Source organism: Pedococcus badiiscoriae (assembly GCF_013408925.1).
Taxonomy (GTDB): Bacteria; Actinomycetota; Actinomycetes; order Actinomycetales; family Dermatophilaceae; genus Pedococcus; species Pedococcus badiiscoriae.
Genome location: NZ_JACCAB010000001.1, coordinates 1,670,386 through 1,692,270, shown reverse-complemented (window position 1 = coordinate 1,692,270; position 21,885 = coordinate 1,670,386). Strand labels below are relative to the sequence as shown.

19 protein-coding genes are annotated in these 21,885 nt (G+C 69.5%); 10 read left to right on the top strand and 9 right to left on the bottom strand.

Annotated features, from left to right (window positions below; all coding sequences use genetic code 11):
* The first annotated feature begins 4 nt into the window (after window positions 1-4).
* The 6 genes from BJ986_RS08100 to pstB all read left to right on the top strand — a co-directional run bounded on the left by BJ986_RS08100 (window position 5) and on the right by pstB (window position 7,491).
* On the top strand, window positions 5-2,266 hold the full coding sequence (locus tag BJ986_RS08100; protein ID WP_179421517.1) for an RNA degradosome polyphosphate kinase: 2,262 nt from the start codon (window positions 5-7) through the stop codon (window positions 2,264-2,266).
* On the top strand, window positions 2,263-3,231 hold the full coding sequence (locus tag BJ986_RS08095; RefSeq protein ID WP_179421516.1) for an NUDIX hydrolase: 969 nt from the start codon (window positions 2,263-2,265) through the stop codon (window positions 3,229-3,231). Before BJ986_RS08100 ends, BJ986_RS08095 begins: the two co-directional genes overlap by 4 nt.
* Window positions 3,232-3,417: 186 nt before the next feature.
* Window positions 3,418-4,542 (top strand): phosphate ABC transporter substrate-binding protein PstS, encoded by a 1,125-nt coding sequence (gene pstS, locus BJ986_RS08090; protein ID WP_179421515.1) that lies wholly within the window; start codon window positions 3,418-3,420, stop codon window positions 4,540-4,542.
* Between the two features lie 170 nt (window positions 4,543-4,712).
* Window positions 4,713-5,726 (top strand): phosphate ABC transporter permease subunit PstC, encoded by a 1,014-nt coding sequence (gene pstC / locus BJ986_RS08085; protein WP_179421514.1) that lies wholly within the window; start codon window positions 4,713-4,715, stop codon window positions 5,724-5,726.
* Complete coding sequence (pstA, locus tag BJ986_RS08080) at window positions 5,723-6,640, top strand: phosphate ABC transporter permease PstA (protein WP_179421513.1); 918 nt, start codon at window positions 5,723-5,725, stop codon at window positions 6,638-6,640. Before pstC ends, pstA begins: the two co-directional genes overlap by 4 nt.
* A 74-nt stretch (window positions 6,641-6,714) precedes the next feature.
* Window positions 6,715-7,491 (top strand): phosphate ABC transporter ATP-binding protein PstB, encoded by a 777-nt coding sequence (gene pstB / locus BJ986_RS08075; RefSeq protein WP_179421512.1) that lies wholly within the window; start codon window positions 6,715-6,717, stop codon window positions 7,489-7,491.
* 105 nt (window positions 7,492-7,596) lie between these two features.
* Here the strand turns inward: pstB and BJ986_RS08070 are convergent, their stop codons facing one another.
* The 7 genes from BJ986_RS08070 to BJ986_RS08040 form a co-directional block, all read right to left on the bottom strand.
* On the bottom strand, window positions 7,597-8,667 hold the full coding sequence (locus BJ986_RS08070; RefSeq protein WP_179421511.1) for a hypothetical protein: 1,071 nt from the start codon (window positions 8,665-8,667) through the stop codon (window positions 7,597-7,599).
* 149 nt (window positions 8,668-8,816) lie between these two features.
* Complete coding sequence (locus tag BJ986_RS08065) at window positions 8,817-9,818, bottom strand: inorganic phosphate transporter (protein ID WP_179421510.1); 1,002 nt, start codon at window positions 9,816-9,818, stop codon at window positions 8,817-8,819.
* 8 nt (window positions 9,819-9,826) lie between these two features.
* The gene (locus tag BJ986_RS08060; protein ID WP_179421509.1) at window positions 9,827-10,453 is read right to left on the bottom strand and encodes a DUF47 family protein; all 627 of its coding nucleotides are present in this window, start codon (window positions 10,451-10,453) and stop codon (window positions 9,827-9,829) included.
* Window positions 10,454-10,563: 110 nt separating this feature from the next.
* A complete protein-coding gene (locus BJ986_RS08055; protein ID WP_179421508.1) occupies window positions 10,564-10,782 on the bottom strand; it encodes a hypothetical protein in 219 nt (72 codons plus the stop codon).
* A 587-nt stretch (window positions 10,783-11,369) separates the two neighbouring features.
* A complete protein-coding gene (locus tag BJ986_RS08050) occupies window positions 11,370-12,017 on the bottom strand; it encodes a hypothetical protein (RefSeq protein WP_179421507.1) in 648 nt (215 codons plus the stop codon).
* A 39-nt stretch (window positions 12,018-12,056) separates the two neighbouring features.
* A complete protein-coding gene (locus tag BJ986_RS08045) occupies window positions 12,057-12,374 on the bottom strand; it encodes a low affinity iron permease family protein (protein WP_179421506.1) in 318 nt (105 codons plus the stop codon).
* 144 nt (window positions 12,375-12,518) lie between these two features.
* Entirely contained in the window at window positions 12,519-13,274 is a 756-nt protein-coding gene (locus tag BJ986_RS08040) for a hypothetical protein (RefSeq protein WP_179421505.1), read from the bottom strand.
* A 323-nt stretch (window positions 13,275-13,597) separates the two neighbouring features.
* Here BJ986_RS08040 and BJ986_RS08035 point away from each other — a divergent pair, with 323 nt between their 5' ends.
* The 3 genes from BJ986_RS08035 (at window position 13,598) to BJ986_RS08025 (ending at window position 18,095) form a co-directional block, all read left to right on the top strand.
* Complete coding sequence (locus BJ986_RS08035) at window positions 13,598-14,239, top strand: peptidoglycan-binding protein (protein WP_179421504.1); 642 nt, start codon at window positions 13,598-13,600, stop codon at window positions 14,237-14,239.
* A gap of 11 nt (window positions 14,240-14,250) precedes the next feature.
* Window positions 14,251-16,647, top strand: a complete 2,397-nt coding sequence (locus tag BJ986_RS08030; RefSeq protein ID WP_179421503.1) for a zinc metalloprotease — start codon at window positions 14,251-14,253, stop codon at window positions 16,645-16,647.
* Window positions 16,648-16,802: 155 nt separating this feature from the next.
* Window positions 16,803-18,095, top strand: coding sequence for a PP2C family protein-serine/threonine phosphatase (locus tag BJ986_RS08025; protein ID WP_179421502.1), 1,293 nt, complete (start codon window positions 16,803-16,805; stop codon window positions 18,093-18,095).
* A 61-nt stretch (window positions 18,096-18,156) separates the two neighbouring features.
* On the opposite strand, the gene BJ986_RS08020 is transcribed toward BJ986_RS08025, so the two are convergent.
* Both BJ986_RS08020 and BJ986_RS08015 read right to left on the bottom strand, forming a co-directional pair.
* A complete protein-coding gene (locus BJ986_RS08020) occupies window positions 18,157-18,870 on the bottom strand; it encodes a response regulator transcription factor (RefSeq protein WP_179421501.1) in 714 nt (237 codons plus the stop codon).
* Entirely contained in the window at window positions 18,863-20,923 is a 2,061-nt protein-coding gene (locus tag BJ986_RS08015; protein WP_179421500.1) for an ATP-binding protein, read from the bottom strand. Before BJ986_RS08015 ends, BJ986_RS08020 begins: the two co-directional genes overlap by 8 nt.
* Window positions 20,924-21,110: 187 nt before the next feature.
* On the opposite strand from BJ986_RS08015, the gene BJ986_RS08010 reads away from it, so the two are divergent.
* Window positions 21,111-21,827, top strand: coding sequence for a hypothetical protein (locus tag BJ986_RS08010; RefSeq protein ID WP_179421499.1), 717 nt, complete (start codon window positions 21,111-21,113; stop codon window positions 21,825-21,827).
* Window positions 21,828-21,885: the final 58 nt, after the last annotated feature.

Here is a 21,885-nt window from a genome sequence, read left to right as displayed (position 1 = left end):
AGCCATGAGTGTGACGACCCGTCCCACCGACGAGCCTGAGATCTTCGACGGCGACGAAGAGGGCCACGAGGTGTCGATCGCCAGCGCCCAGCCGCGGGCGTCGAACGGGCGGTTCATGCGGGTCGTCCATGCCTCCGGGGGCGAGGACGAGAGCGGCCTTCCAGCGGACCGGTTCCTCGACCGCGAGATCTCGTGGCTGCAGTTCAACGAGCGGGTCCTGCAGCTGGCCGCCGACGACTCGGTGCCGTTGCTCGAGCGCGCCCGTTTCCTGGCCATCTTCACCTCGAACCTCGACGAGTTCTTCATGGTCCGGGTCGCGGGGCTCAAGCGACGCATCGCCACGGGCCTGGCGGTCCGCTCCGCGTCGGGGCTCGAGCCACGAGAGGTCCTCGAACAGATCTCGCTCGTCGCGCACGAGCTGCAGGCCATGCAGACCCTGGTCTACAAGGACAAGGTGCAGCCCGCCCTCGAGGACGAGGGCATCTCCGTGGTGCGCTGGGACGAGCTGAGCGATGCCGAGCGCGAACGGCACTCGGACCTGTTCGCCGAGCGCGTGTTCCCGGTGCTCACCCCGCTGGCCGTCGACCCGGCCCACCCGTTCCCGTACATCTCGGGGCTGTCGCTCAACCTCGCCGTGGTGCTCATCAACCCCAAGACCGGCAAGGAGCACTTCGCGCGGGTCAAGGTCCCGCCCCTGCTGCCGAGGCTGCTGCACATCGAGCCCGAGCCGGGCGAGCCGTCGACGGTCGACCTGTTCAGCACCCGGTTCGTGCCGCTCGAGGACGTCATCGCCGCCCACCTCGACATGCTGTTCCCGGGTATGGAGGTGCGCGAGCACTTCACCTTCCGGGTCACGCGCAACGAGGACCTGGAGGTCGAGGAGGACGACGCCGAGAACCTCCTCACCGCCCTGGAGAAGGAGCTGACCCGTCGCCGGTTCGGTCCGCCCGTGCGCCTCGAGGTGGACGAGACGATCGACGACCACGTGCTCGACATGCTGGTGCGCGAGCTCGGCGTCACCGAGAGCGAGGTGTACCGGCTCCCGGCCCCGCTCGACCTGCGCGGGCTCGACCTCGTCGCCGACCTCGAGCGATCCGACCTGCGCTACCCGCCGTTCCGGGGGCAGATGCACCCCGACCTCGCCCCCGCCGAGAGCTCCAAGCCGTCCGAGATCCTGCCGATCGTGCGTGACAAGGACGTGCTGCTGCAGCACCCGTACGACTCGTTCTCGACGTCCGTCCAGGCGTTCATCGAGCAGGCGGCGGCCGACCCGAACGTCCTCGCCATCAAGCAGACCCTCTACCGCACGAGCGGTGACTCCCCCATCATCGACGCCCTCATCGACGCCGCCGAGTCCGGCAAGCAGGTGCTGGCCATCGTCGAGATCAAGGCCCGTTTCGACGAGAAGAACAACATCTCCTGGGCCCGCAAGCTGGAACACGCCGGTGTCCACGTCGTCTACGGCATCGTCGGGCTCAAGACGCACGCCAAGCTCTGCATGGTGGTGCGCCAGGAACAGGACGGCAGCCTGCGCCGGTACTGCCACGTCGGCACGGGCAACTACAACGGCAAGACCGCCCGGCTCTACGAGGACTTCGGCCTGCTGACGTCGGATCCGCAGGTGGGCGACGACCTGGCCCGGCTGTTCAACCAGCTGTCCGGCTTCGCCCCCCGCAGCAAGTTCAAGCGCCTGCTGGTGGCCCCGCGCTCGGTCCGGTCCGGCCTGATCGAACGCATCGAAGCCGAGATCGAGCACGCGCGAGCCGGCCGCGGTGGCCTAGTCCAGCTCAAGCTCAACTCGATCGTCGACGAGCAGATCATCGACGCGCTCTACCGCGCCTCGCAGGCGGGGGTGAAGGTCGACATCTGGGTGCGCGGCATCTGCTCGCTGCGACCCGGGGTGCCCGGCCTCTCGGAGACCATCGAGGTCCGCTCGATCCTCGGGCGCTTCCTCGAGCACTCACGCGTGTTCCTCTTCGGAGGGGGCGGCGATCCCGAGGTCTACATCGGCAGCGCCGACATGATGCACCGCAACCTGGACCGTCGCGTCGAGGCTCTGGTGCGCCTCGCCGACCCCCGCCACGTCGGGGACCTCCAAGCGCTGATGGCGCGGGGCATGAGCGACAGCTATGCGCACTGGCGGCTGACCGGAGACGGCCGGTGGACGAGGGTGAACTTCGACGAGGACGGCCAACCGCTGGCCGACCTGCAGAGCGCACTGATCGACATGCACGCCAAACGCCGCCGCAAGGCCCGCCGGCGTTGACCGCCCCGATCCCGGCCGCGGGCACCGTCCCGTGGCGCCGCCGACGCGGCCAGCTCGAGGTCGCGCTGGTGCACCGACCGAAGTACGACGACTGGTCGTGGGCCAAGGGCAAGCTCGACCCGGGCGAGGAGTGGCCGGTCGCAGCGGTGCGCGAGACGCTCGAGGAGACGTCATTGTCCGTCGGTCTGGGTCGACCGCTCCCGGGTGCGGAGTACGCCGTCCTGGACGGGACCGGCCAGCCGGCGACCAAGGAGGTCCGCTACTGGGCCGCGGAGGCCACCAGGCCCGCCGGTCCGCTGCTGAACGAGATCGACGAGGTGCGCTGGCTCGACGTCGTCACCGCCTCGGACCGGCTCGACTACGCGCGCGACCGCGACCAGCTGCGTGCGCTCGTGCGGGCCGACAACGCGGGGACGCTGACCACCTGGCCGCTCGCCCTGGTCCGTCACGCCCACGCGGTGGGCCGCGGATCGTGGTCGCAGGACGACCGGCTGCGGCCCCTGGACCCGGCCGGCGAGGAACGCGCGGCCGCGATCGCACCGGTCCTCGCGGCATACGGCGTCAAGCGGTTGACCAGCTCGCCCTCGGTGCGCTGCACCGACACCCTCCGCCCGTTCGCGGCTCAGCTCGGGGCGGCGATGCGCACCAAGGAAGGCCTCAGCGAGGAGGGGTACGCCGCGGAGCCGGCGCGCGCCGGCCGCCACCTGGAGCGGCTGCTCGAGCGAGGCGCCCCTGCGGCCCTGTGCAGTCACGGCCCGGTGCTCCCGACGCTGCTCGCGATGCTGCTCGCCCGGGTGGCTCCCGATGAGCCGGAGGCCGACCTCGTCGAGGACGCGCTGCGTGCGGCGGCCCACGCCAAGATGGCCAAGGGCGAGGTCCTCGTCGCCCACCTCGTCGGCACCGGGCCCAACGCCCGGGTGGTGGCCGTCGAGCGTCACCTGCCCTCCCGTCCACGCGCCTTCTGACGCGTTACTGACCTCTCGTTCACCCAGTGCATCCCGGGGGGTCGGTGGCGCGACCTCGAATGTCTCACTGGTGTTCACCGTCCGTTCACCCTTCGCGGGCCGCTGCGTCACTCGCCCTACCTACCTTCGGGGCGTCGGGCACGAACGCCCGCCCCTGATTTCCCCCTCTGGAGAGGTTTGAACACCGTGAAGATTCAGCGTCTTGGCCTGGTCGCCAGCGTCGCCTTGGTCGGCTCGATCGCGCTGACCGCGTGCGGATCCGACAACAACGCCGGCGGCGCCAACGCCTCGTCCGGCTCGAGCTCCAGCACCACCAGCTCGTCCTGCCCCAAGGGCGGCACCCTGAACGGCGAAGGCTCCTCGGCTCAGAAGAACGCCATCGAAGAGGCCATCTCGTCCTTCCAGTCCCAGTGCGCCGGCACCACGATCAACTACAACCCGACCGGTTCCGGTGCGGGTATCAAGCAGTTCATCGCGGGCCAGGTCGACTTCGCCGGCTCCGACTCGGCGCTGAAGACCGTGGCGAAGGACGGTGTCGTCGAGGCCGACGCAGCGGCCAAGTACTGCGGCTCGCCCGCCTGGAACCTGCCGATGGTCACCGGCCCGATCGCGATCTCCTACAACGTCAAGGGCGTCAGCAAGCTCGTCCTGACCCCCGAGGTCGCCGCCAACATCTTCACCGGCAAGATCACGAAGTGGAACGACCCGGCCATCGCCAAGATCAACTCCGGCGTGACCCTGCCGGGCGAGCCGATCAAGCCCTTCTTCCGCTCCGACGAGTCGGGCACCACGGAGAACTTCACCAAGTACCTCAAGGCCGCCGCCCCCACTGCCTGGACCACCGAGCCCGGCAAGAAGTGGCTCGGCAAGGGTGAGGGCAAGGAGAAGTCCGCCGGTGTCGCCGGTGCCGTCAAGGCCACCGAGGGTGGCATCACCTACGCCGAGTGGTCCTACGCCAAGGACAGCAACCTGGGCATCGCCCAGATCGACAACGGCGCCGGCCCGGTCGAGCTGACCGGTGCTGCCGTGGGCAAGGCCGTCTCCGCCGCCAAGGCCACCGGCCAGGGCAACGACCTGCGCCTCAAGCTCGACTACGCCACCAAGGAGGCCGGGGCCTACCCGATCCTGCTGGTGACCTACGAGATCGTCTGCTCCAAGGCCAAGGACCCGGCCAAGGCTGACCTCATCAAGGCCTTTCTGACGCACTTCGCCTCCGCCGACACCCAGAAGGGTCTCGAGTCGATCGGCTACGCGCCGCTCCCCGACGAGGTTCGCACGAAGGTTGCCGCGGCCATCGCCGCGCTGTCCTGACCCACCCCGGGTATGCCGGGGGGCTGGCTGGTTGCCGGCCCCCCGGCATACCCGTTCTGACTGGTGCACGAAAACTGATGACCGCCCGAGTGCTGTTGACTGTCCCCAGCACGCGATGATGACGGCACGACCCCTGCTCCACCTCGACCGCACGCACCGAAAGGCGCAACGTGAGCTCCGTAACCGGCGTTTCGATCGCTGACGAGCTGCCCGGACCCGACGCCCGCCATTCCCTGACCGGGGACGGCGCAGGCACTGGACGGCTTGGCGACCGGATCTTCGGTGGGACGGCACGGGGCGCCGGGATCCTCGTCATCGCCCTGGTGACACTCGTCGGGGCCTTCCTGCTCTGGCAGGCCATCCCCGCCCTCGCGCACGACAAGGTCAACTTCCTCACCTCGCGTCAGTGGACCGTCGACAACCCGTCGGACCTGCGGTTCGGGATCGTCGAGCTGCTCTGGACCACCCTCGCCGTGTCCGCGATCGGCATGGTCATCGCGGTCCCCGTCGGGGTGGCAGTGGCCCTGTTCATCACCCAGTACGCGCCGTCGTGGCTGTCCCGGCCGGCCGCCAACCTCGTGGACCTCCTCGCTGCGGTGCCCTCGATCGTCTACGGCATCTGGGGCCTGAAGACCTTCGGCCCGGTGTTCGAGCCGGTCCAGGGCTTCCTCAAGCACACCCTGGGCTGGTTCCCCCTCTTCTCCGACGCCGGCATCAGCGGCGGCAGCACGATCCTGTTCGTCGGCATCGTGCTGGCGATCATGGTGCTGCCGATCGTCACGGCGCTCTCGCGCGAGGTCTTCGCGCAGACGCCCGTGACCCACACCGAGGGCGCACTCGCGCTGGGTGCGACCAAGTGGGAGATGATCCGCGTCGCGGTGCTGCCGTTCGGCAAGGCCGGTGTCATCTCGGCCGCCATGCTCGCCCTCGGCCGCGCCCTCGGCGAGACCATCGCCGTCACGATCATCCTGTCGACGCTGTCCGCGGGCAGTGCCTGGTCCTGGTCGCTGTTCAACGGCGGCGAGACCTTCGCGTCGCGCATCGCCAACAACGCCGGGGAGTTCGACTCCCCCGCCAAGACCGGCGCGTTCATCGCGGCGGGCCTGGTGCTGTTCGTGCTGACGTTCATCGTCAACGCGATCGCGCGCATCGTGATCGAGCGCAGGAAGGCGTTCATCGAATGAGCACCCTCGACACCGCTTCCGACCGGACGACCAACGCGTCGTCGGTCCCGACCCTCGGGCACCCCGCCAGGGGACGGGAGCTGCGCGACCAGCTGGCCCGCGTCGTGATGTGGCTGGCATTCCTGCTCGCCATCGTGCCGCTGCTGTGGATCCTGTGGACGGTCGTCAGCAAGGGCGCGCACCTGCTGCTCCAGCCTCAGTGGTGGTCGAACTCGCAGAAGGGCATCACCGCCCGGCACGAGGGCGGCGGCGCCGTCCACGCGATCCAGGGCACCCTCATCCAGGGGCTGACGACTGCCGCCATCTCGGTCCCGATCGGCGTGATGACCGCGATCTACCTCGTGGAGTACGGCCGTGGCCGGCTCGCGAAGGCCGTTTCCTTCATGGTCGACATCCTCACCGGCGTGCCCTCGATCGTCGCCGGCCTCTTCATCTACGCGCTGTGGGTGACGACGTTCGGCTTCCAGCGGGTCGGCTTCGCGGTCTGCCTCGCGCTCGTGCTGCTCATGGTCCCGGTCGTGGTGCGCTCCACCGAGGAGATGCTCAAGCTGGTCCCGAACGAGCTCCGGGAGGCGTCGTACGCGCTGGGCGTGCCCAAGTGGAAGACCATCGTCCGGGTGGTCCTGCCGACAGCCTTCTCGGGCATCATCACTGGAGTGCTCCTGGGACTGGCCCGTGTCATGGGTGAGACCGCGCCGCTGCTGATCCTGGGGCCGTACACGAAGTCGATCGCCACCGACCTGTTCGGCGGGCTGATGCCGACCCTGCCCACGATGATCAACCAGGACCGGACGGAGAGCCTGCAGCCCGCAGTCGACCGCGTCTGGGCCTCCGCGCTGACCCTGATCCTCCTGATCCTCATCCTCAACCTGGCCGGCCGCCTCGTCGCCCGGCTCGGCTCCCTCAAGAAGTAAGCACCCCCGAACTTCCCTCAGCGACCTGTGCCGGCCACCCGGCACACTCCCTCCGAAGGACGAAAGAACAGACCATGGCCAAGCGAATCGACGTCAGTGACCTGAACGTCTACTACGGCGCGTTCAAGGCCGTCGAAGGCGTCACGATGACGGTGGAGCCCCGCTCGGTGACCGCGTTCATCGGGCCTTCCGGCTGCGGGAAGTCGACGTTCCTGCGCACCCTCAACCGGATGCACGAGGTGATCCCCGGCGGCCGCGTCGAGGGCAAGGTCATGCTCGACGACCAGGACCTGTATGCGTCGGGTGTCGACCCGGTCGCGGTGCGGCGCACGGTCGGGATGGTGTTCCAGCGGCCGAACCCGTTCCCCACGATGTCCATCTACGACAACGTCGCGGCGGGGCTGCGGCTCAACGGGGTGCGCGGTAAGGCCACGCTCGACGGGATCGTCGAGAAGTCGCTGCAGGGAGCCAACCTGTGGACCGAGGTCAAGGACCGGCTGGGCAAGCCCGGTGCCGGCCTTTCCGGTGGCCAGCAGCAGCGACTGTGCATCGCCCGCGCGATCGCGGTCGAGCCCCAGGTGCTGCTCATGGACGAGCCCTGCTCGGCGCTCGACCCCATCTCGACGCTGGCCATCGAGGACCTGATCTCGGAGCTGAAGAGCAAGTACACGATCGTGATCGTGACGCACAACATGCAGCAGGCTGCGCGGGTCTCGGACCAGACCGCCTTCTTCAACCTCGCCGCGACCGGCAAGCCCGGCAAGCTGGTCGAGGTCGCCGACACCCAGAAGATCTTCAACAACCCCGGGGTGAAGGCGACCGAGGACTACATCAGCGGCCGCTTCGGCTGATCCCTCCGGGCCCCCTTTCCTTCCGCCCGCCGACCTGTTGCTCGCACATCGTCACCGGATCGCCTGAGAGGCATCCCGTGACCACCAGGGAGCAACACGTCGCAGTCAGGCGGCGTGCGGCCCGTTGCCGTGGCCGGGGAGAGTCCCCATGGACGCCGGGTTCCAGAGCCGCAGGTCATCGCCGAGATCCTGACGCCAGAGACATCTGATGCGGGAAGGATGGGCACGACCTCGCGTCTCGCGCAGGACCTGAGCCAGCCCCGACCCCCCGTCGAGCACGGCGCCCGTCCCCCACCGGGCGACGGCGAAACCGACCGACTCGAGCTCTCGCTCCCGATCGCGCTCGGCCACCATGTGCGCAGCGGCCTCCTCGGCGTCCCACTCGTCCTCGGAGTAGCTACCCAGGTACTTGCCGCGGCCATCGGCCTCCCCCACGACACCCGCCGACGGCCAGAGGAAGTCGACGCGGCCGATCAGTCGTCCATCGAGGCGATGGATCCAGACGTGGCTCATCGGGATGGGGAAGCCGAGCGCGTGGGCGGTGGCCGCGGAGGCCGACTCGAGCCAGCTCTCCCGACGGTGGTCCACCCTCGCCATGCCGATGTCGGCCCTGGTGATGCCGGGCCACCTGGTCTGGAAGGCGCGCATCTCCTCCAGGGCCTCGAGACCAGTCAACCCCTGGCGCAGCGCAGCATCGGCGACGGCGAGCGCGTCCCGCGGACGAAGCTGCCGGAAGCAGTCGATGACGGTGCGCGCCGGGTTCGTCACGGGGAGGCCGGACGCACGCATGACGTGCTCGTCCGGCATGGCACCGTCGAGCAGTCGCCGCCAGTCGCCGCGAGAGGCCGTGCTGTCCGACGCGGGAAGCGTGAGGCTGACCGGACCCAGCGGCCCCAACGGGTATGGGAGCCCACGCACCAGCGCGGCACTCAGGTGGCTCACGACGCCACCCGGCACGGACACGCTTGCCGCACGCGCCATGGCCAGGTGTAGCCGCGGAGGTGACAGCGCGATCCACGGCTCTCGCACGGCATACAGGCTCGCGGCGACGGAGATGACCTGCCGACGCCGCACGGCCCCGGCGATGCTGGTGCTCGTCAACCCGGCGGCGAAGGCTTCACGGGCCAGGAACGGTTGCGGAAGGGCCAGCCAGGCCGACTCGGGGATCTGCCGCATCCCCCGAGCGTGGTCCGGTCCCGGCCTGAGGGTGTCACGACAGCTCGGCGCCTGTGGAACCGAGTCCCGGACAGGTCGAGCTGTGGATCCAGCCGGCCGTCACGGGACCGTGACGACGTCGGGGGCTGTCAGGCGAAGTCCGGCGGCCCTCAGACGAAGAGGTTGATCAGGAAGCAGGTGCCGGCGGCGGCGAGGCCTGCGCCGGGGAAGGTCAGCACCCAGGCGCCGACGATGTTGCCCGCGACGCCCCAGCGCACGGCCGACAGGCGCTTGGTGGCACCCACTCCCATGATCGCCGAGGTGATCGTGTGGGTCGTCGAGATCGGGGCGCCGAACGCCATTCCCGCGACGTACAGGATCGTGGCTGCCGTGGTCTCCGCGGCGAAGCCCTGCGGCGGGTCGAGGTGGATGATCCGGCGGCCGAGGGTGCGCATGATCCGCCACCCGCCGGCATACGTGCCGAGGGAGATGACCACCGCGCTCAGGATGAGCACCCACAGCGGCACGCGATCTCCGCTGTAGTGGCCGCCGACCGTCAGGGCGAGCACCACGACGCCGGCCGTCTTCGCCGCGTCCTGGAACCCGTGACCGAACGCCATCGCGGCGGCCGAGACCGTCTGGGCATAGCGGAAGCCGCGGGTGACCTTGCCCGGCTGGGCACGACGGAACAGCCACAGGATCGCGGTCATTACGATGAAGCCGAGGATGAGTCCCACCACCGGAGACAGGACCATCGGGATGACGACCTTTTCGAGGATCCCGGTCCACTTCACCGTCGCACCCGCTGCAAGGGCCGCGCCGCCCAGCCCGCCGATGAGGGCGTGGGACGACGACGACGGGAGGCCGTACCACCACGTCAGGAGGTTCCACCCAGTCGCGCCGATCAGGGCGGCGGCACAGATGACCAGGCCCTCGTTGCCCTTCGGCGGGTCGATGATCCCCTTGCCGATCGTCGCCGCGACCTTGCCGAAGAAGTAGACGGTGATGCCACCGACCATGTTCGCCACCGCCGCCATGAGCAGGGCGATCCTCGGGGTGAGGGCGCGGGTCGAGACCGAGGTCGCGATCGCGTTCGCCGCGTCGTGAAAACCGTTCGTGTAGTTGAAGCCCATCGCGAGGGCGATGACGATTCCGAGCGGAAGCCAGTCCATGGGGAGGCTCAGGACTCCTTGACCGCGATGCTCTCGACCTTGTGAGCCACCTTCTCGAACGCGTCAGCGGCGGCCTCGAGCTCCTCGACGACCTCCTTGAGCTTCATGATCGTGAGGGTGTCGGCACCGAAGTCGCCATTGAACAGACCCGCGAGCAGGCGGCGGTAGATCTGGTCGGCCTGGTTCTCGAGGCGGTTGATCTCGATCCAGTAGCCGGAGAGGTCCTTCATCGAACGCAGTCGTGGCATCGCGTCGGCCGTGAGCTCGGACATCCGGGAGAGGACCTCGACCTGGTCGGACACTCCCGACGGGAGGTCACCGATCCGGTACAGCACGATCAGGTCGACGGCGGCGTCCATCATGTCCATGCAGTCGTCGAGCGTGGAGGCGAGGCCGTGGATGTCCTCACGGTCGAACGGCGTGATGAACGAGCTGTTCACCTTGCGGATGATCGCGTGGGTCGCCTCGTCGGCGGCGTGCTCGATCTCCCGCATCCGGGTCGCGACGGCCTCTCGCTCGTCGTGGGGCACTCCCAGCAACGTCGTCAGCTCACGCGAGCCGCTGACGAGGTAGGAAGCGGACTTGGCGAACAGATCGTAAAAACTGTTCTCCTGGGGGGTGAGGCGAAAGCCCACGGTTCTCTCCGGTCACGCAAGGGGGACGGCCGTGGATGATGCTACGGGCAAGCGCGCCAGTAGACGCAACTGGGAGCGGGTCGTCGACCTCGCGATGCGACCTGCTGCGCTCAGGCGTGCTGCCGCGTCCAGACCCGGTGCGGCGAGGCGGGCTTGACCTCGGACGACGACGAGTGCCCACGCTCGATGCCGAGGGCCCGGTCGATCTCGGCCTCGGTGAGAGGCTCGTCGCTGGCGGTGGCGGCGACGACCAGGTCGCCGACCAGCTCGATCTCGTCCTGAAGCGCGTCGTCGGTCAGGTCAGCACCGGCGCGCGGTTCCTTGGTCATGATGAAACGCTAACGGAGCCAAGGCGTTCTGACGCACCTAGTTTGCTATCTCTTGACCCGCGATGCCCGGGAACCACCCACTTGGGCCATGGGCACACCGTCAGGACTAGTCCCAACCGGCTATGCCTGATGATGGTTGGCATGACCCCCGATGTCGGCGGTGCCCCTGCCGTCGAACCTCCCGCTGTCGAGGACCGTGGTTCGTTCAGCCACGCCGTATGCAGCGTGTGCGGCTGGAGCGGACCAGGTCGCCGTTCGCGGCGGGTCTCGCGGGACGATTCACGGGTTCATCAGGGCGCCTGTCCGGGCGCCCGACCTCACCCCCAGGGAGGCTGACCGCGGGCCGCTCACGCGGCATACCGAGGGTGTCGTGGGGCCATCGGCGGGTCCTTGCGGCGCGGCGCGGCAGGGTGGCCGGGGGGTGAACATTTGTGCGTCGGGCCGGGAGCGCCTCACGGCGCGCGGCCGCTCGTAGCGGCTTCAGTTGGGACCCGGGGCTACCGCGGCCCGACGCACGTCCGACTGTAACCCCGGATGCCGGTGAGTTGTTCCATCTGGCGCGTGTTCATCGCAGCGCAAGAGGCCGTTCAGGTGAGTTCGCCGACGTGCCACAGACGGGCACCGGCCTCGAGGTCCTCGGCCGTCGAGAGCATCGAGGCGGCGCGGCGGGTCTGCTGCCCGGCCGCCTCGCGGTCGTGGGCGTCGGTCGTGTCGGCGCGGTCGGCACGACCGGCGGCCACCACGCGACAGAACGCCGCGGCCCTCTGGAGCGCGACCGCGAGGTCGCCGGCGAAGACCCCGCGCAGGATCGCATCGGTGAGGTCGCGGAGCTCGGCGGGACCCGGCGGCTCGGCGACGCCGGCCACCGCATGGTTGACGTCGGTGAAGCGGATGCCGGCCGCATAGTCGGCGCTGGCCTCGTCCGGGCTGCGCTGCACCCACTCGCGCAAGGCGTAGAGACGCCAGAGAGCCCCCGGAAGGCTCCGTGCCGGGCGGTCGGCCCAGAGCTCGGCGACAGTCACCAGCCCGAGCTCGTCGACCAGGGCGACCAGTCGCGCGGTGAGGGCCGGGTCGTCGTTGGCCCGGCCGGTGCCCACGAGGACAGCCGCCGTCTCGTGGGCGATCTCCGTGACCTGCGCAGGGTCCGGGACCGTGCCTCCCTGGGCCTCCATCGCCGTGGGGCCGAAGAAGGCCGGGCGACGAGGACCGGGCCGACCGCTGGGCTCGTTCGTCATCGCTCCCAGTGTCTCAGGAGCCGGAGGAGCCGAGGTCCGTCACTCATGCGTCCCCCGCACCTCGCGATGCGTCAACCGAGCGGCCTCCAGCTCCGCATCCGGGGCTTCCTCCAGCGTCACCATTGCCTTGTCCGCCCCCGGCAGCGCCCGCAGGATCTCGTCCAGCTTTCGCTGGGTCGCCGCCTGTTCCCGCGACTGCGTGTGCTGGATGACGAACACCATCACCAAGGTCACCGCAGACACCAACGTCTGGAACACCAGCTCCAACCTCGACGGGAACTTGAACACCGTCGAGAACACGACCCATGCCACCACCGCGGCCACCACGCCGGAACCCACCAGCGGACGCGCCGCCACCCGGTCGAACCAATGAAGCGCCAACGACCCCGGATGTCTCGACCACTCACCAAGCCTCATACCGCCATCCTCCCCCAGGCCGCAACGCTCAGCCACCACGCTGGCCGTGAGTCCAGGCCATCGGCGCCTGCCGGCAGCCCCGCCTCACAGGTGGACGTGCGGGTGGAGATCGACCGCAGGCGGGACACGGAGGTCGCCACCCTCACTGCGATGCATGGCATCGGCGAGCAGCTTGTCGACCCGCTGCACATTGAACCGACCGAGGCCATGCGCGTACCCCAGCAGGAGCAGGTCCAGCGACTTGATGTAGCCGGCACCCTTGACCACGACCATCGGACCGGCCGCTGCGCGCATCACCTGGAGCTCAGCCAGCGTGGACCGGTCGGAGGTGAACCACGAACCGCCCTGCAGGATCCTTGCCCCAGCCTCCTGCGCCAGCTGACATCCCCGAACCAGCTCCGTCTCGTCGAGGCCAGCGGTGAGGAACACGACCTTCAGCGCGGCGTCGTAGGGGGCAGCAAGCTCCGCGAGCCCGTTGATCCCCTGACCCAAGGACGCGTCGCCGTTCGAGCGCCACCACGCGTTGTCGACGACGACAGCAATCTCGCTGGCGCCACCATCCAGGGACACCTTGGCCTTCGACAGCGACACCGATCGGTCATCGGTCACCTCGAAGCCGGGAACGACGGTGCCCACTGCCACCCCCGCCCCGTCGAGGTGCCTGGCGGCTTCGTTGACCATCGGGGGCAGGCAGTACACCGTCGCCAGGTGCGCCCGTGCCGCTTGCCGGCAGGCATCCGCAACGTCCTGCGAGGACGCCGCTGAACCCAGCACCAGAAGGTCCAACATCCCCGCGACCTCACGGACGGTCAGCTGAGGCTTGACGTGGTCAGCATGCACAGGTCCCCCCTTCCCTGGGCCGAAGTCGAGGCCTCGCACCGCGCTACCTGTGAATAGAACGTGAACAAAACGCCAGCTCGCATGGTGCCTAGAGCGGTGCAGCCAGGCCTGCCTCCTGATGACGGAGATTCTGCCAGCACCAGGTGTATTCGCCTGATTTCGGGGTAGGTGGACACTGCGTCCCTGCCACGAGACCCAGCGGGATCGGGCCTCCGGCAGATGCCTATTCATGCCCTGACCAGCCCGTTTGTCGCATTTGTTCGGGTAAGGTCAGGGAGTCAATCAGAGGACAGGCACCACCGGGTGCCGGGATGGAGTACGTGATGAGCGGTACCGATCTGCCCCCCGTGTCGAAGGACGAGCTGGCCGCCGAGGCCGGCGCGGCATTGCCTGACAAAGAGGTGATGTCCCTTCTCGACCTGAACGCTGACCTCAACCTTGCCCTGGATGTCGCGGCTCCCATCGACCTGGGCGTGGCTGCCAACGCCAACGTCGCCGCACCGATCGCGGGCGCAGTCGGGGCCAACGTCCTGTCCGTGGGCTCCACGGACGCAGCCCTGGCCCACCAGGGTGTGAACATCGACCAGGCCCTGTCGGGCTCGGCAGTCGCTCACGCCCCCCAGCACAGCGACATCCAGCAGACCACCCCCGGGACCACGCCGGCACCTGCCCCCGCCCCCGCACCGGCCCCCGCCCCGGCAGACACCCCGGCTTCGCCGCTCAGTGGCAACCTGCTCGACATCAACGTCAACGCTGCCGCCGACGCCAAGCTGGCCGCGCCGATCGACGGCGCCGTTGCTGCGAATGCCAACGTCGCAGCGCCCATCGACGCGTCCGTCTCGGCCAACGTCGGCTCGGTGGCCTCCCAGGCCGCCTCGGTCGCCGACCAGACGGGCTCGATCACCCAGCACCTGGACGGCAGTGCACAGGCCGTGGCCGACCAGACCTCAGCGATCAAGCAGTAGCTGGGAGCTTCGTGAGTCTCACGTCGTCACCGTCTGTGGTGCCGGGACCGGACGCTTCGGCGCCTGGTCCCGGCTCCACGGGGTCAGACACCACCGCGTCAGGTGCCGCCCCCGCGGTCGACGACCGCCCGCACCCCGCAGACGGCGTCGAGCTCCTCGGCGAGCTGACGGACTCGGGTTATCGCAGCCCGCCGTCGCTGGTGCGCCGAGCTGGCGGCCAGACCGTCCAGCTGACGCCCTTGCTCTACCTGGTCCTCAAGGCCATGGACGGTCAGCGCACCTATGCCGAGATCGCCGAGCTCGTCAGCACCGAGTACGGGCGCCGACTTGGGGCGGACGACGTCCAGACCTTGACCGAGTCCCAGCTGCGGCCGCTGGGACTGGTGCGCGGCACCGACGGTGCGGAACCGGTGGTGGAGAAGTCGAACCCCCTCCTGGCGCTGCGCTTTCGCTGGGTCGTCTCCGACCCGCGGATCACCCGACGCATCACCACCCCCTTCGCGGCCCTGTTCACTCCTGCGGTGGTGGTCGTGGTCCTGCTGGCCTTCGCCGCGATCTCGGGCTGGGTCCTGTTCACGAAGGGTCTGGCGTCGGCCACCCACCAGGCGTTCGACCAGCCCTGGTTGCTCGTCGTGGTGTTCGCGATCACCCTCGTCTCGGCGGGATTCCACGAGTTCGGGCATGCCTCGGCGTGCCGCCGCGGCGGCGCGACCCCAGGGGCGATGGGCACCGGCCTGTACCTGGTGTGGCCGGCGTTCTACACCGACGTCACCGACAGCTACCGCCTCAGCCGCGGCGGACGCCTGCGGGTCGACCTGGGCGGCCTCTACTTCAACGCGATCGTGGCCGTGGTCATGTTCGCCGTGTGGGCGGCCACGGGCTGGGACGCGATCCTGCTCATCCTGGCGGCGCAGCTGCTGCAGATGGTCCGCCAGCTGGCCCCGATGGTCCGTTTCGACGGCTACCACGTCTTGGCCGACCTGACGGGAGTGCCCGACCTCTACTCCCGGATGGGCGCCATCCTCCTCAGCCTGCGACCGGGGCGGTCGGCCGACCCCCGCGTGGCAGCCCTCAAGCGTGGGCCTCGAGTCATCGTCACCGTCTGGGTGCTGCTGATCGTGCCCCTGCTGATCTTCACGCTGTTGATGATGGTCCTGGCACTGCCTCGGGTCCTGGGGACGGCCTGGGCCAGCATGGTCCGCCAGTCGCATGCGCTGGGGGTCGACTGGGCCGGCGGTGACGCCGTCGGCGTGACCGTCCGCATCCTGGCGATCGTGGCCATCGCCCTTCCCATCCTCGGCTCGCTGCTCGTGCTTGCCCGGCTCGTTCGGAGCACCAGCGCCACGACGTGGCGCCGGACTCAGGGTCGCCCAGTGCGTCGTGCCGTGGCAGGCCTGACCGCGCTGGCCATCCTCGCCGGACTCGCCTACGCCTGGTGGCCCGACCAGAACCGGTACCGCCCCATCCAGGCCTTCGAGCACGGCACCGTCACCCAGGCCCTCGATTCGGCAGGCTCCATGCTGGGGCGCCCCAGCGCCCTCCAGGACGGACAGATCGTCCAGGGGCAGCCCTCGGTCTGGGCATCGACCACCAAGCCGCCGACCAGCGACCACCCGCAGCTCGCGCTCGTCCTGATCCCCAAGAACCCGACGTCCTCCACCGGGCACCAGCCCGCCTGGGTCTTCCCGTTCAACCGCCCGTCCGCGCCCGGACCCGGGGGAAACCAAGCCCTCGCGGTGAACACCACCAACGGATCGACCCTGTACGACGTCGCCTTCGCGCTGGTGTGGGCGGACGGCAGCAGCGTCCTGAACCGCAACGAGGCCTACGCCTTCGCCAGCTGCCGTCAGTGCAGGACCGTGGCGATCGCCTTCCAGGTCGTCCTCATCACCGGCAGCGCCCGAGTCGCGATCCCGCAGAACCTCTCCGGCGCCCTGAACTACTCCTGCGTGCAGTGCGTGACCTACGCCCTGGCCCAGCAGCTGGTCCTGAGCGTGCCGGCCAACCTCACCCCCGAAGCACGGCAACGCCTGGACGCCCTGTGGGCACAGATCAGCAACTTCGCCGCGACGATCAAGAACCTCCCGCTCGACGCGATCCGCCTCCGACTGCTCGACTACCAGAGCCAGATCCAGAACATCGTCGTACCCGCGGCGAACGGTCCTGCTCAGGGCTCGACCACGTCCACCTCATCACCCACCTCGAGCGGGGCTTCCGGCTCCTCCGGTGGTGGCGCCACGCCGAGCCCGAGCGCCACAGGGGCGCCCGGCGCGCCGGTCCCCACCGCTCCGGCGTCCAACTCCACCACCACGCCCACCTCATCGCCCACCTCAGCTGCGAGCCCGACAGCTCCACCCGCCACGGCGTCGCCCACCGACACGCCCGCGCCCACCACGACGACCCCCTGAACGCGGCATCGTCCCCCCGCCATGGCCTCACCGCGAGCCATGGCGGGGTCGCTGGAGCGTCTCGCGGATGGCCCTCTCACACGTTTTTCGCAATGGGTCCCGCGGCCGCACGGGTGTTGCTACGGTTCCCGCAAAGATCGGACAGGAAGGGTCTGATGTCGAACTTTCGACCCCTGGACTCGGGCGCACCGCTCGACTACCGGGCAGTGTTCGACGCCCTGCCCAACCCGTGCGCACTGCTGAGCCCCGACCTCAAGGTGCTGGACGTGAACGCGGCCTACCCGGTCGTGGTCGGCCGCACCAGACGCGAGCTGCTGGGTCGCGACCTCATCGACGTGCTGCCGTTCGACGCCCTTGAGTCGTTCGACGGAGCAGCCCAGCGAATCCGGGAGTCCCTGCAGCGGGCCCTGGCGACCGGCCATCCCGAAGTGCTACCCGTCCAGCGGCACGACGTCCGGACCGACGCCGCACCCCATGCGCCGGCCGCGACGCGCTACTGGATCTCGACGGCCACGCCCATCCTGAACGCGGGCAGTGCTGTTGCGCTGCTGCACAAGATCCAGGACGTGACGCCGGTGGTGCTGTCCGTCGCCGCGGACTTCGGCGCTCCGGGCGCTTCCGGCGCTCCCGGCGCTCCCGGCGAACCGATGGTGGACCTGGAAGAACACACCGACCTGTTCGGGCTGGCGCTGGAGCTGCAGACCGCGAACGAGCAGCTCCAGGAAGCCCAGGAGCGCGAACGGGAGACCAGCCTGACGCTGCAACGCTCGATGCTCCCGGCCAGCATCCCGGAACAGGCCCGCGGTCGAGTGGCAGCCCGATACCTGCCAGCCCGCAGCTCTCTGAGCGTCGGCGGCGACTGGTACGACGTTGCCGCGCTACCGGACGGGCGCCTGGCCGCGGCCGTGGGCGACGTCGTCGGTCAAGGCCTTCACGCGGCCGCCGTGATGGGGCAGCTGCGCAGCGCGCTCAGTGCCGTCACCATCGCCGATGTCGGCCCCGGGAACGCCCTCAGAGTCCTGGACCGCTTCGCTCGGCAGACCGAGCAGGCCACGGCCACCACAGCGGTCAAGGTCGTCCTCGACCTCGACCAGCACACGGTGACCTACAGCAGCGCCGGCCACCTGCCGCCACTGCTCCAACACGCCGACGGCCGGATCGAGGCCCTCGACCAGGCGCTCGGCCCCCCGCTGGCCACCACCGCCGAAGCTGACCCGCGCCCACAGGCAACAGTCCACTTCGCCCCGGGCGCCAGGCTCGTCCTCTACACCGACGGCCTCATCGAGCGTCGCACCGAGTCGCTCACCGATGGCATCGCCCGCCTCGTGGACTGCCTCAACGCCCACCCGAGTCTGAGCCCCGAGGCGCTCATCGACACGATCATCGCCGAGGTCCGTGACCACCACCTCGCCGCCGACGACACCGCCGTCCTCGTCATCCGCCTCTAGCGACCGCTCACCTCGGCTCCCCCACGGCATACCGGGCGGACCTGCGGCCTGAGTCTTCTGGTCATCCGTTCGCCGTGTCCGTGGAGCCTCCGGCGGCGTGGGGCCCGTTGGGGTCTCGCAGGTAGGTCAGCACCGCGGCCACACGTCGGCTGACGCGGCGTTCCTCGCCGAGGTTGAGCTTGGTGAAGATCGTGCTGATGTACTTCTCTATCGCCGACTCGGAGAGATGAAGCCCCTCGGCGATTGCTGTGTTGGTGCGCCCCTCAGCCATTTCGCGAAGGACGTCGAGCTCGCGTGAGGTGAGCCCTCGCAGGGGTGACTGCGACTGCCGTACCTGTTGCTCGACGAGGCGTTCGACGACGGCGGGGTCGACCACGGACCGTCCGGAGACGACGGCGCGCAGGGAGCTGACGATCTCGTCGAGGGCGCCGATGGACACCTTCAGCAGGTACCCGAGGCCGTCGGTGCCATCTCGAAAGAGCTCGGTGGCGTAGGCGGCGTCGGAATACTGCGAAAGCACAACGACGCCAACCTGCGGGAAGTCCCTCCGGATCTGTCGAGCCGCCTCGATGCCCTCGGTCCGGTGGGTTGGCGGCATCCGGATGTCCGTGAGGACGGCATCGGGCCGCAGCGTGCTGACGGCTTGGAGGAGCTCTGCGGCATCGCTCACCGCGGCGACGACCTGGATCTGATCGGAGTCTTCGAGCAGGCGCCTGGTGCCTTCGCGCACGAGGTAGTTGTCTTCGGCGATGATGACGCGCAGCCGCTCAGACATGGCTGGGCTCACCGGCGGGGATGGACGCGGTCACGGTCGTGCCGGCACGGTGCGCGCTGGTCACGGTCATCGTGCCGCCCAGTGCCTCGACCCTGTCCCGGAGCCCCATCAGGCCATGCCTTGGTGCAGCATCCACATCGAAGCCCGACCCGTTGTCGCGCACTTGGACCCGCAAGGCCCCGCAGTCGTGGGAGAAGTCGACCCAGGCGCGGGTCGCGTGCGCGTGCTTGAGCACGTTGCCCAGGGCCTCGATGACGACGAAGTACGCGGCCCCTTCGACGTCGGGGGCAAGACGTGTGGAACCGTTCAGCCCGGATTCCCTGACCTCGACGCGCAGCGTGAGGTGGGCGGCACGGGCGCGGACGGCTTCGACGACGCCCCGGTCGGTCAGCAGCGGTGGGTGGATACCGCGGGCGAGGTCCTGCAAGGACACCAGTGCTCGTTGGGCGTCACTGGTGACTTCGGCCAGACTCAGCTCGGCCAGGTGGGGGTCACGGCGGAGCTGGTTCCGCGCCAGCCCGAGCCGTGCCAGGACCGCGACGAGCTCCTGCTGGACCCCGTCGTGGATGTCGCGCTCCAGGCGGCGCCGACTCGCATCCTCTGCCTGCACGATGCGAGCACGGGAAGCGGTGAGCTCCGCGAGCCGGTCCGCGAGCTGCACTGTCAGCCAGGAGTTGTGGACCGCGAGGGCGGCCTGGCGGCCGAGGCTCTCCAAGAGGTGCAGATCCGCCTCGGAGTACCGGCCCTCACGCCGTGGGCCGCACTCGATGGCGCCGACAGCCAGCGACTCGGTTGCCAGCGGCACGCTGAGGGTCGGTGCGGCCTCTGGGGGCGGGTCACCGGCCGAGCCGATGACGGGTCGGCCGTCTGCGTCGAGGACGACCCTGACCCATCGGGCGCGAAGCCCCGCTCGGACGTCGGCGGCGAGGCTGTTGGCGAGGTCCTCTGCGTTGGGGGTGGACTCCAAGCGGGCCCCGAGCTGGGCGATGAGCTCGTAGCCGGACACCCGGCGGCCGAAGACCAGCCGGTCGGCCAGCCGCTCCAACCGGCGGCGCGCCGGGGCCACCCCAAGGGTCGCGGCGATGGTCAGGGCGACGGCCAGTGCCAGCGGGACGCGGCCGCCGACGGCAACGCCGAAGCTCAAGGTGACCGCGACATAGGCGAGTGAGATCAGCAGCCACAACACCGAATAGACGACGGAGCGTCTGATGACGACGTCAATGTCCAGGAGGCGGTGCCGGAGCATGCCGATGAGGATCGAGACGGGGACGGCGAGCGCGGCGGGGGCGTACAGCAGGTACAGCACAGCGCCCGGCAACGTGGAGGTGGAGTCGCTCACGGTGCCCAGCAGCAGCCCCCAGACGACCGTGAAGAGGACCCCCAACAGCGGCCAGGCCGTCTGCCGGCGCTCGAGCGCCTCGAAGTGTCGGAACCGCAGGCCGAGCATGGCGACTCCACAGGCGAGCAGCAGCAGGAACCCGACCTGGTAACCGGCCCTACCCACCGCTCCGAGAGGCAACAGCCCGAGCTGAGCGCCTTGGTTGGGAGCACTGACCTGCTGGCCCCAGACAAAGTTGCCCGGGTAGGTGACCTGGACTGAGCCCAGGCGCTCGGCGACCAGGACGGCGGCAATGAACGCGAGTCCGGCGAGGACGATGCCGCGCTCGTAGCCCCGGTGGTAGCGACCGTCGGGGAAGACGGCAAGCAACGCCAGCAGCGCGGCACCCTGAGCGAGCTCGAGCCCCTGCAGGGCCAGGACAGCAGCCCAGCCCCAGGTCGGCACGGTGGAACGATCTTGCAGGTATGCCGAGTAGGCCGAACCCGAGGCGAAACCGGCGGCCATGACCAGGCCCACCAGCAGCAGCCGCTGCGCGCCGCGGTGCTCGGGCCGAGTGCGGACGGCGAGACCGCCGGTGACCAGGAATGCCGAGGTCTGAGGCAGGCCCCGGCTCGCCTCCACCAGGTGACCAGCGCGCCACCCGAGGATGGGCGCGGTGAACATGGCGAGGGCCCCAGCCCCCGCCAGCAGCGTCCAGCCGCGACGCGAGGTCATGCCCACAGTGTGGCCGTCAAGTGGCGCACGCGTCAGTGCGGTGAACCTCAAGGTGCCGTGCAGTCCACCTCAAGGACGACCCGACCACGGATGGGCGCCTGCCCGGTATCGACGGGGGACCGGTCCTGCCAGCGTCATTCGACCAGGCACCGGCACGTCCGCCGGCGCCAACGAGAAGGGACCAGCCATGAGCGCCTCGACCCACCACACCACCACAGCGACGCCCGAGTCGGACCCGCACGCCGGTCAGACCTCATTCCCGGGGCGCCAGCGTGCCGCTGCCATCTGCCTGATCACGGCCCCCGTGGCCTTCGCTGCGGCCGAGGTTCTGTCCCCGGAGTCCAACGGGACCAGCGCCCAGATGCTCGCCGCATTCGCGTCGCACCGGGGCGCTGGTCTGGTCGCAGCCCTGCTCGGAATCGCGTCAGTGATGCTGTTCGTGCCCGGCGTCCTGGGACTGGTGCGACCCATCACCGGCCGCGGCCGCCGCTGGGCACTCACCGCAGCCGCAGCAACCACCTACGGCCTGGTCACCGCGCACGCAGCCCTCGGCGGCATCAACATCATGTTCTACGCCATGACCGACCCGTCCCTGTCTCGACCACAGATGACCCGACTCATGGACGTCCTCATGAGCACTCCCGCGGCCGGCCTGCCTCTACTGCTCGGCCACCTCATCTTCGGTCTGGGCATCATCGCCCTGGGCATCGCCATCCTTCGTTCGCGCACGTTCCCGGTGTGGACGGGCGCGGCGCTGATCCTGTGGATTGCACTCGACATGGTGCTCGGGTCGCTACCCGTGCCCCGGGCGGTAGGAGACGTCACGAGCAGCGCCTTCGGGGTCAGCGCTCTCGCCGTCATCGGTTGGTCGATCCTGACGCGACGCACCGGGCCGACCGCATGACGGCGTGAGTCTGGCCATCCCTCCTGGGTCGGGTCGCGCCCCGGGAGGGATGGCGCGG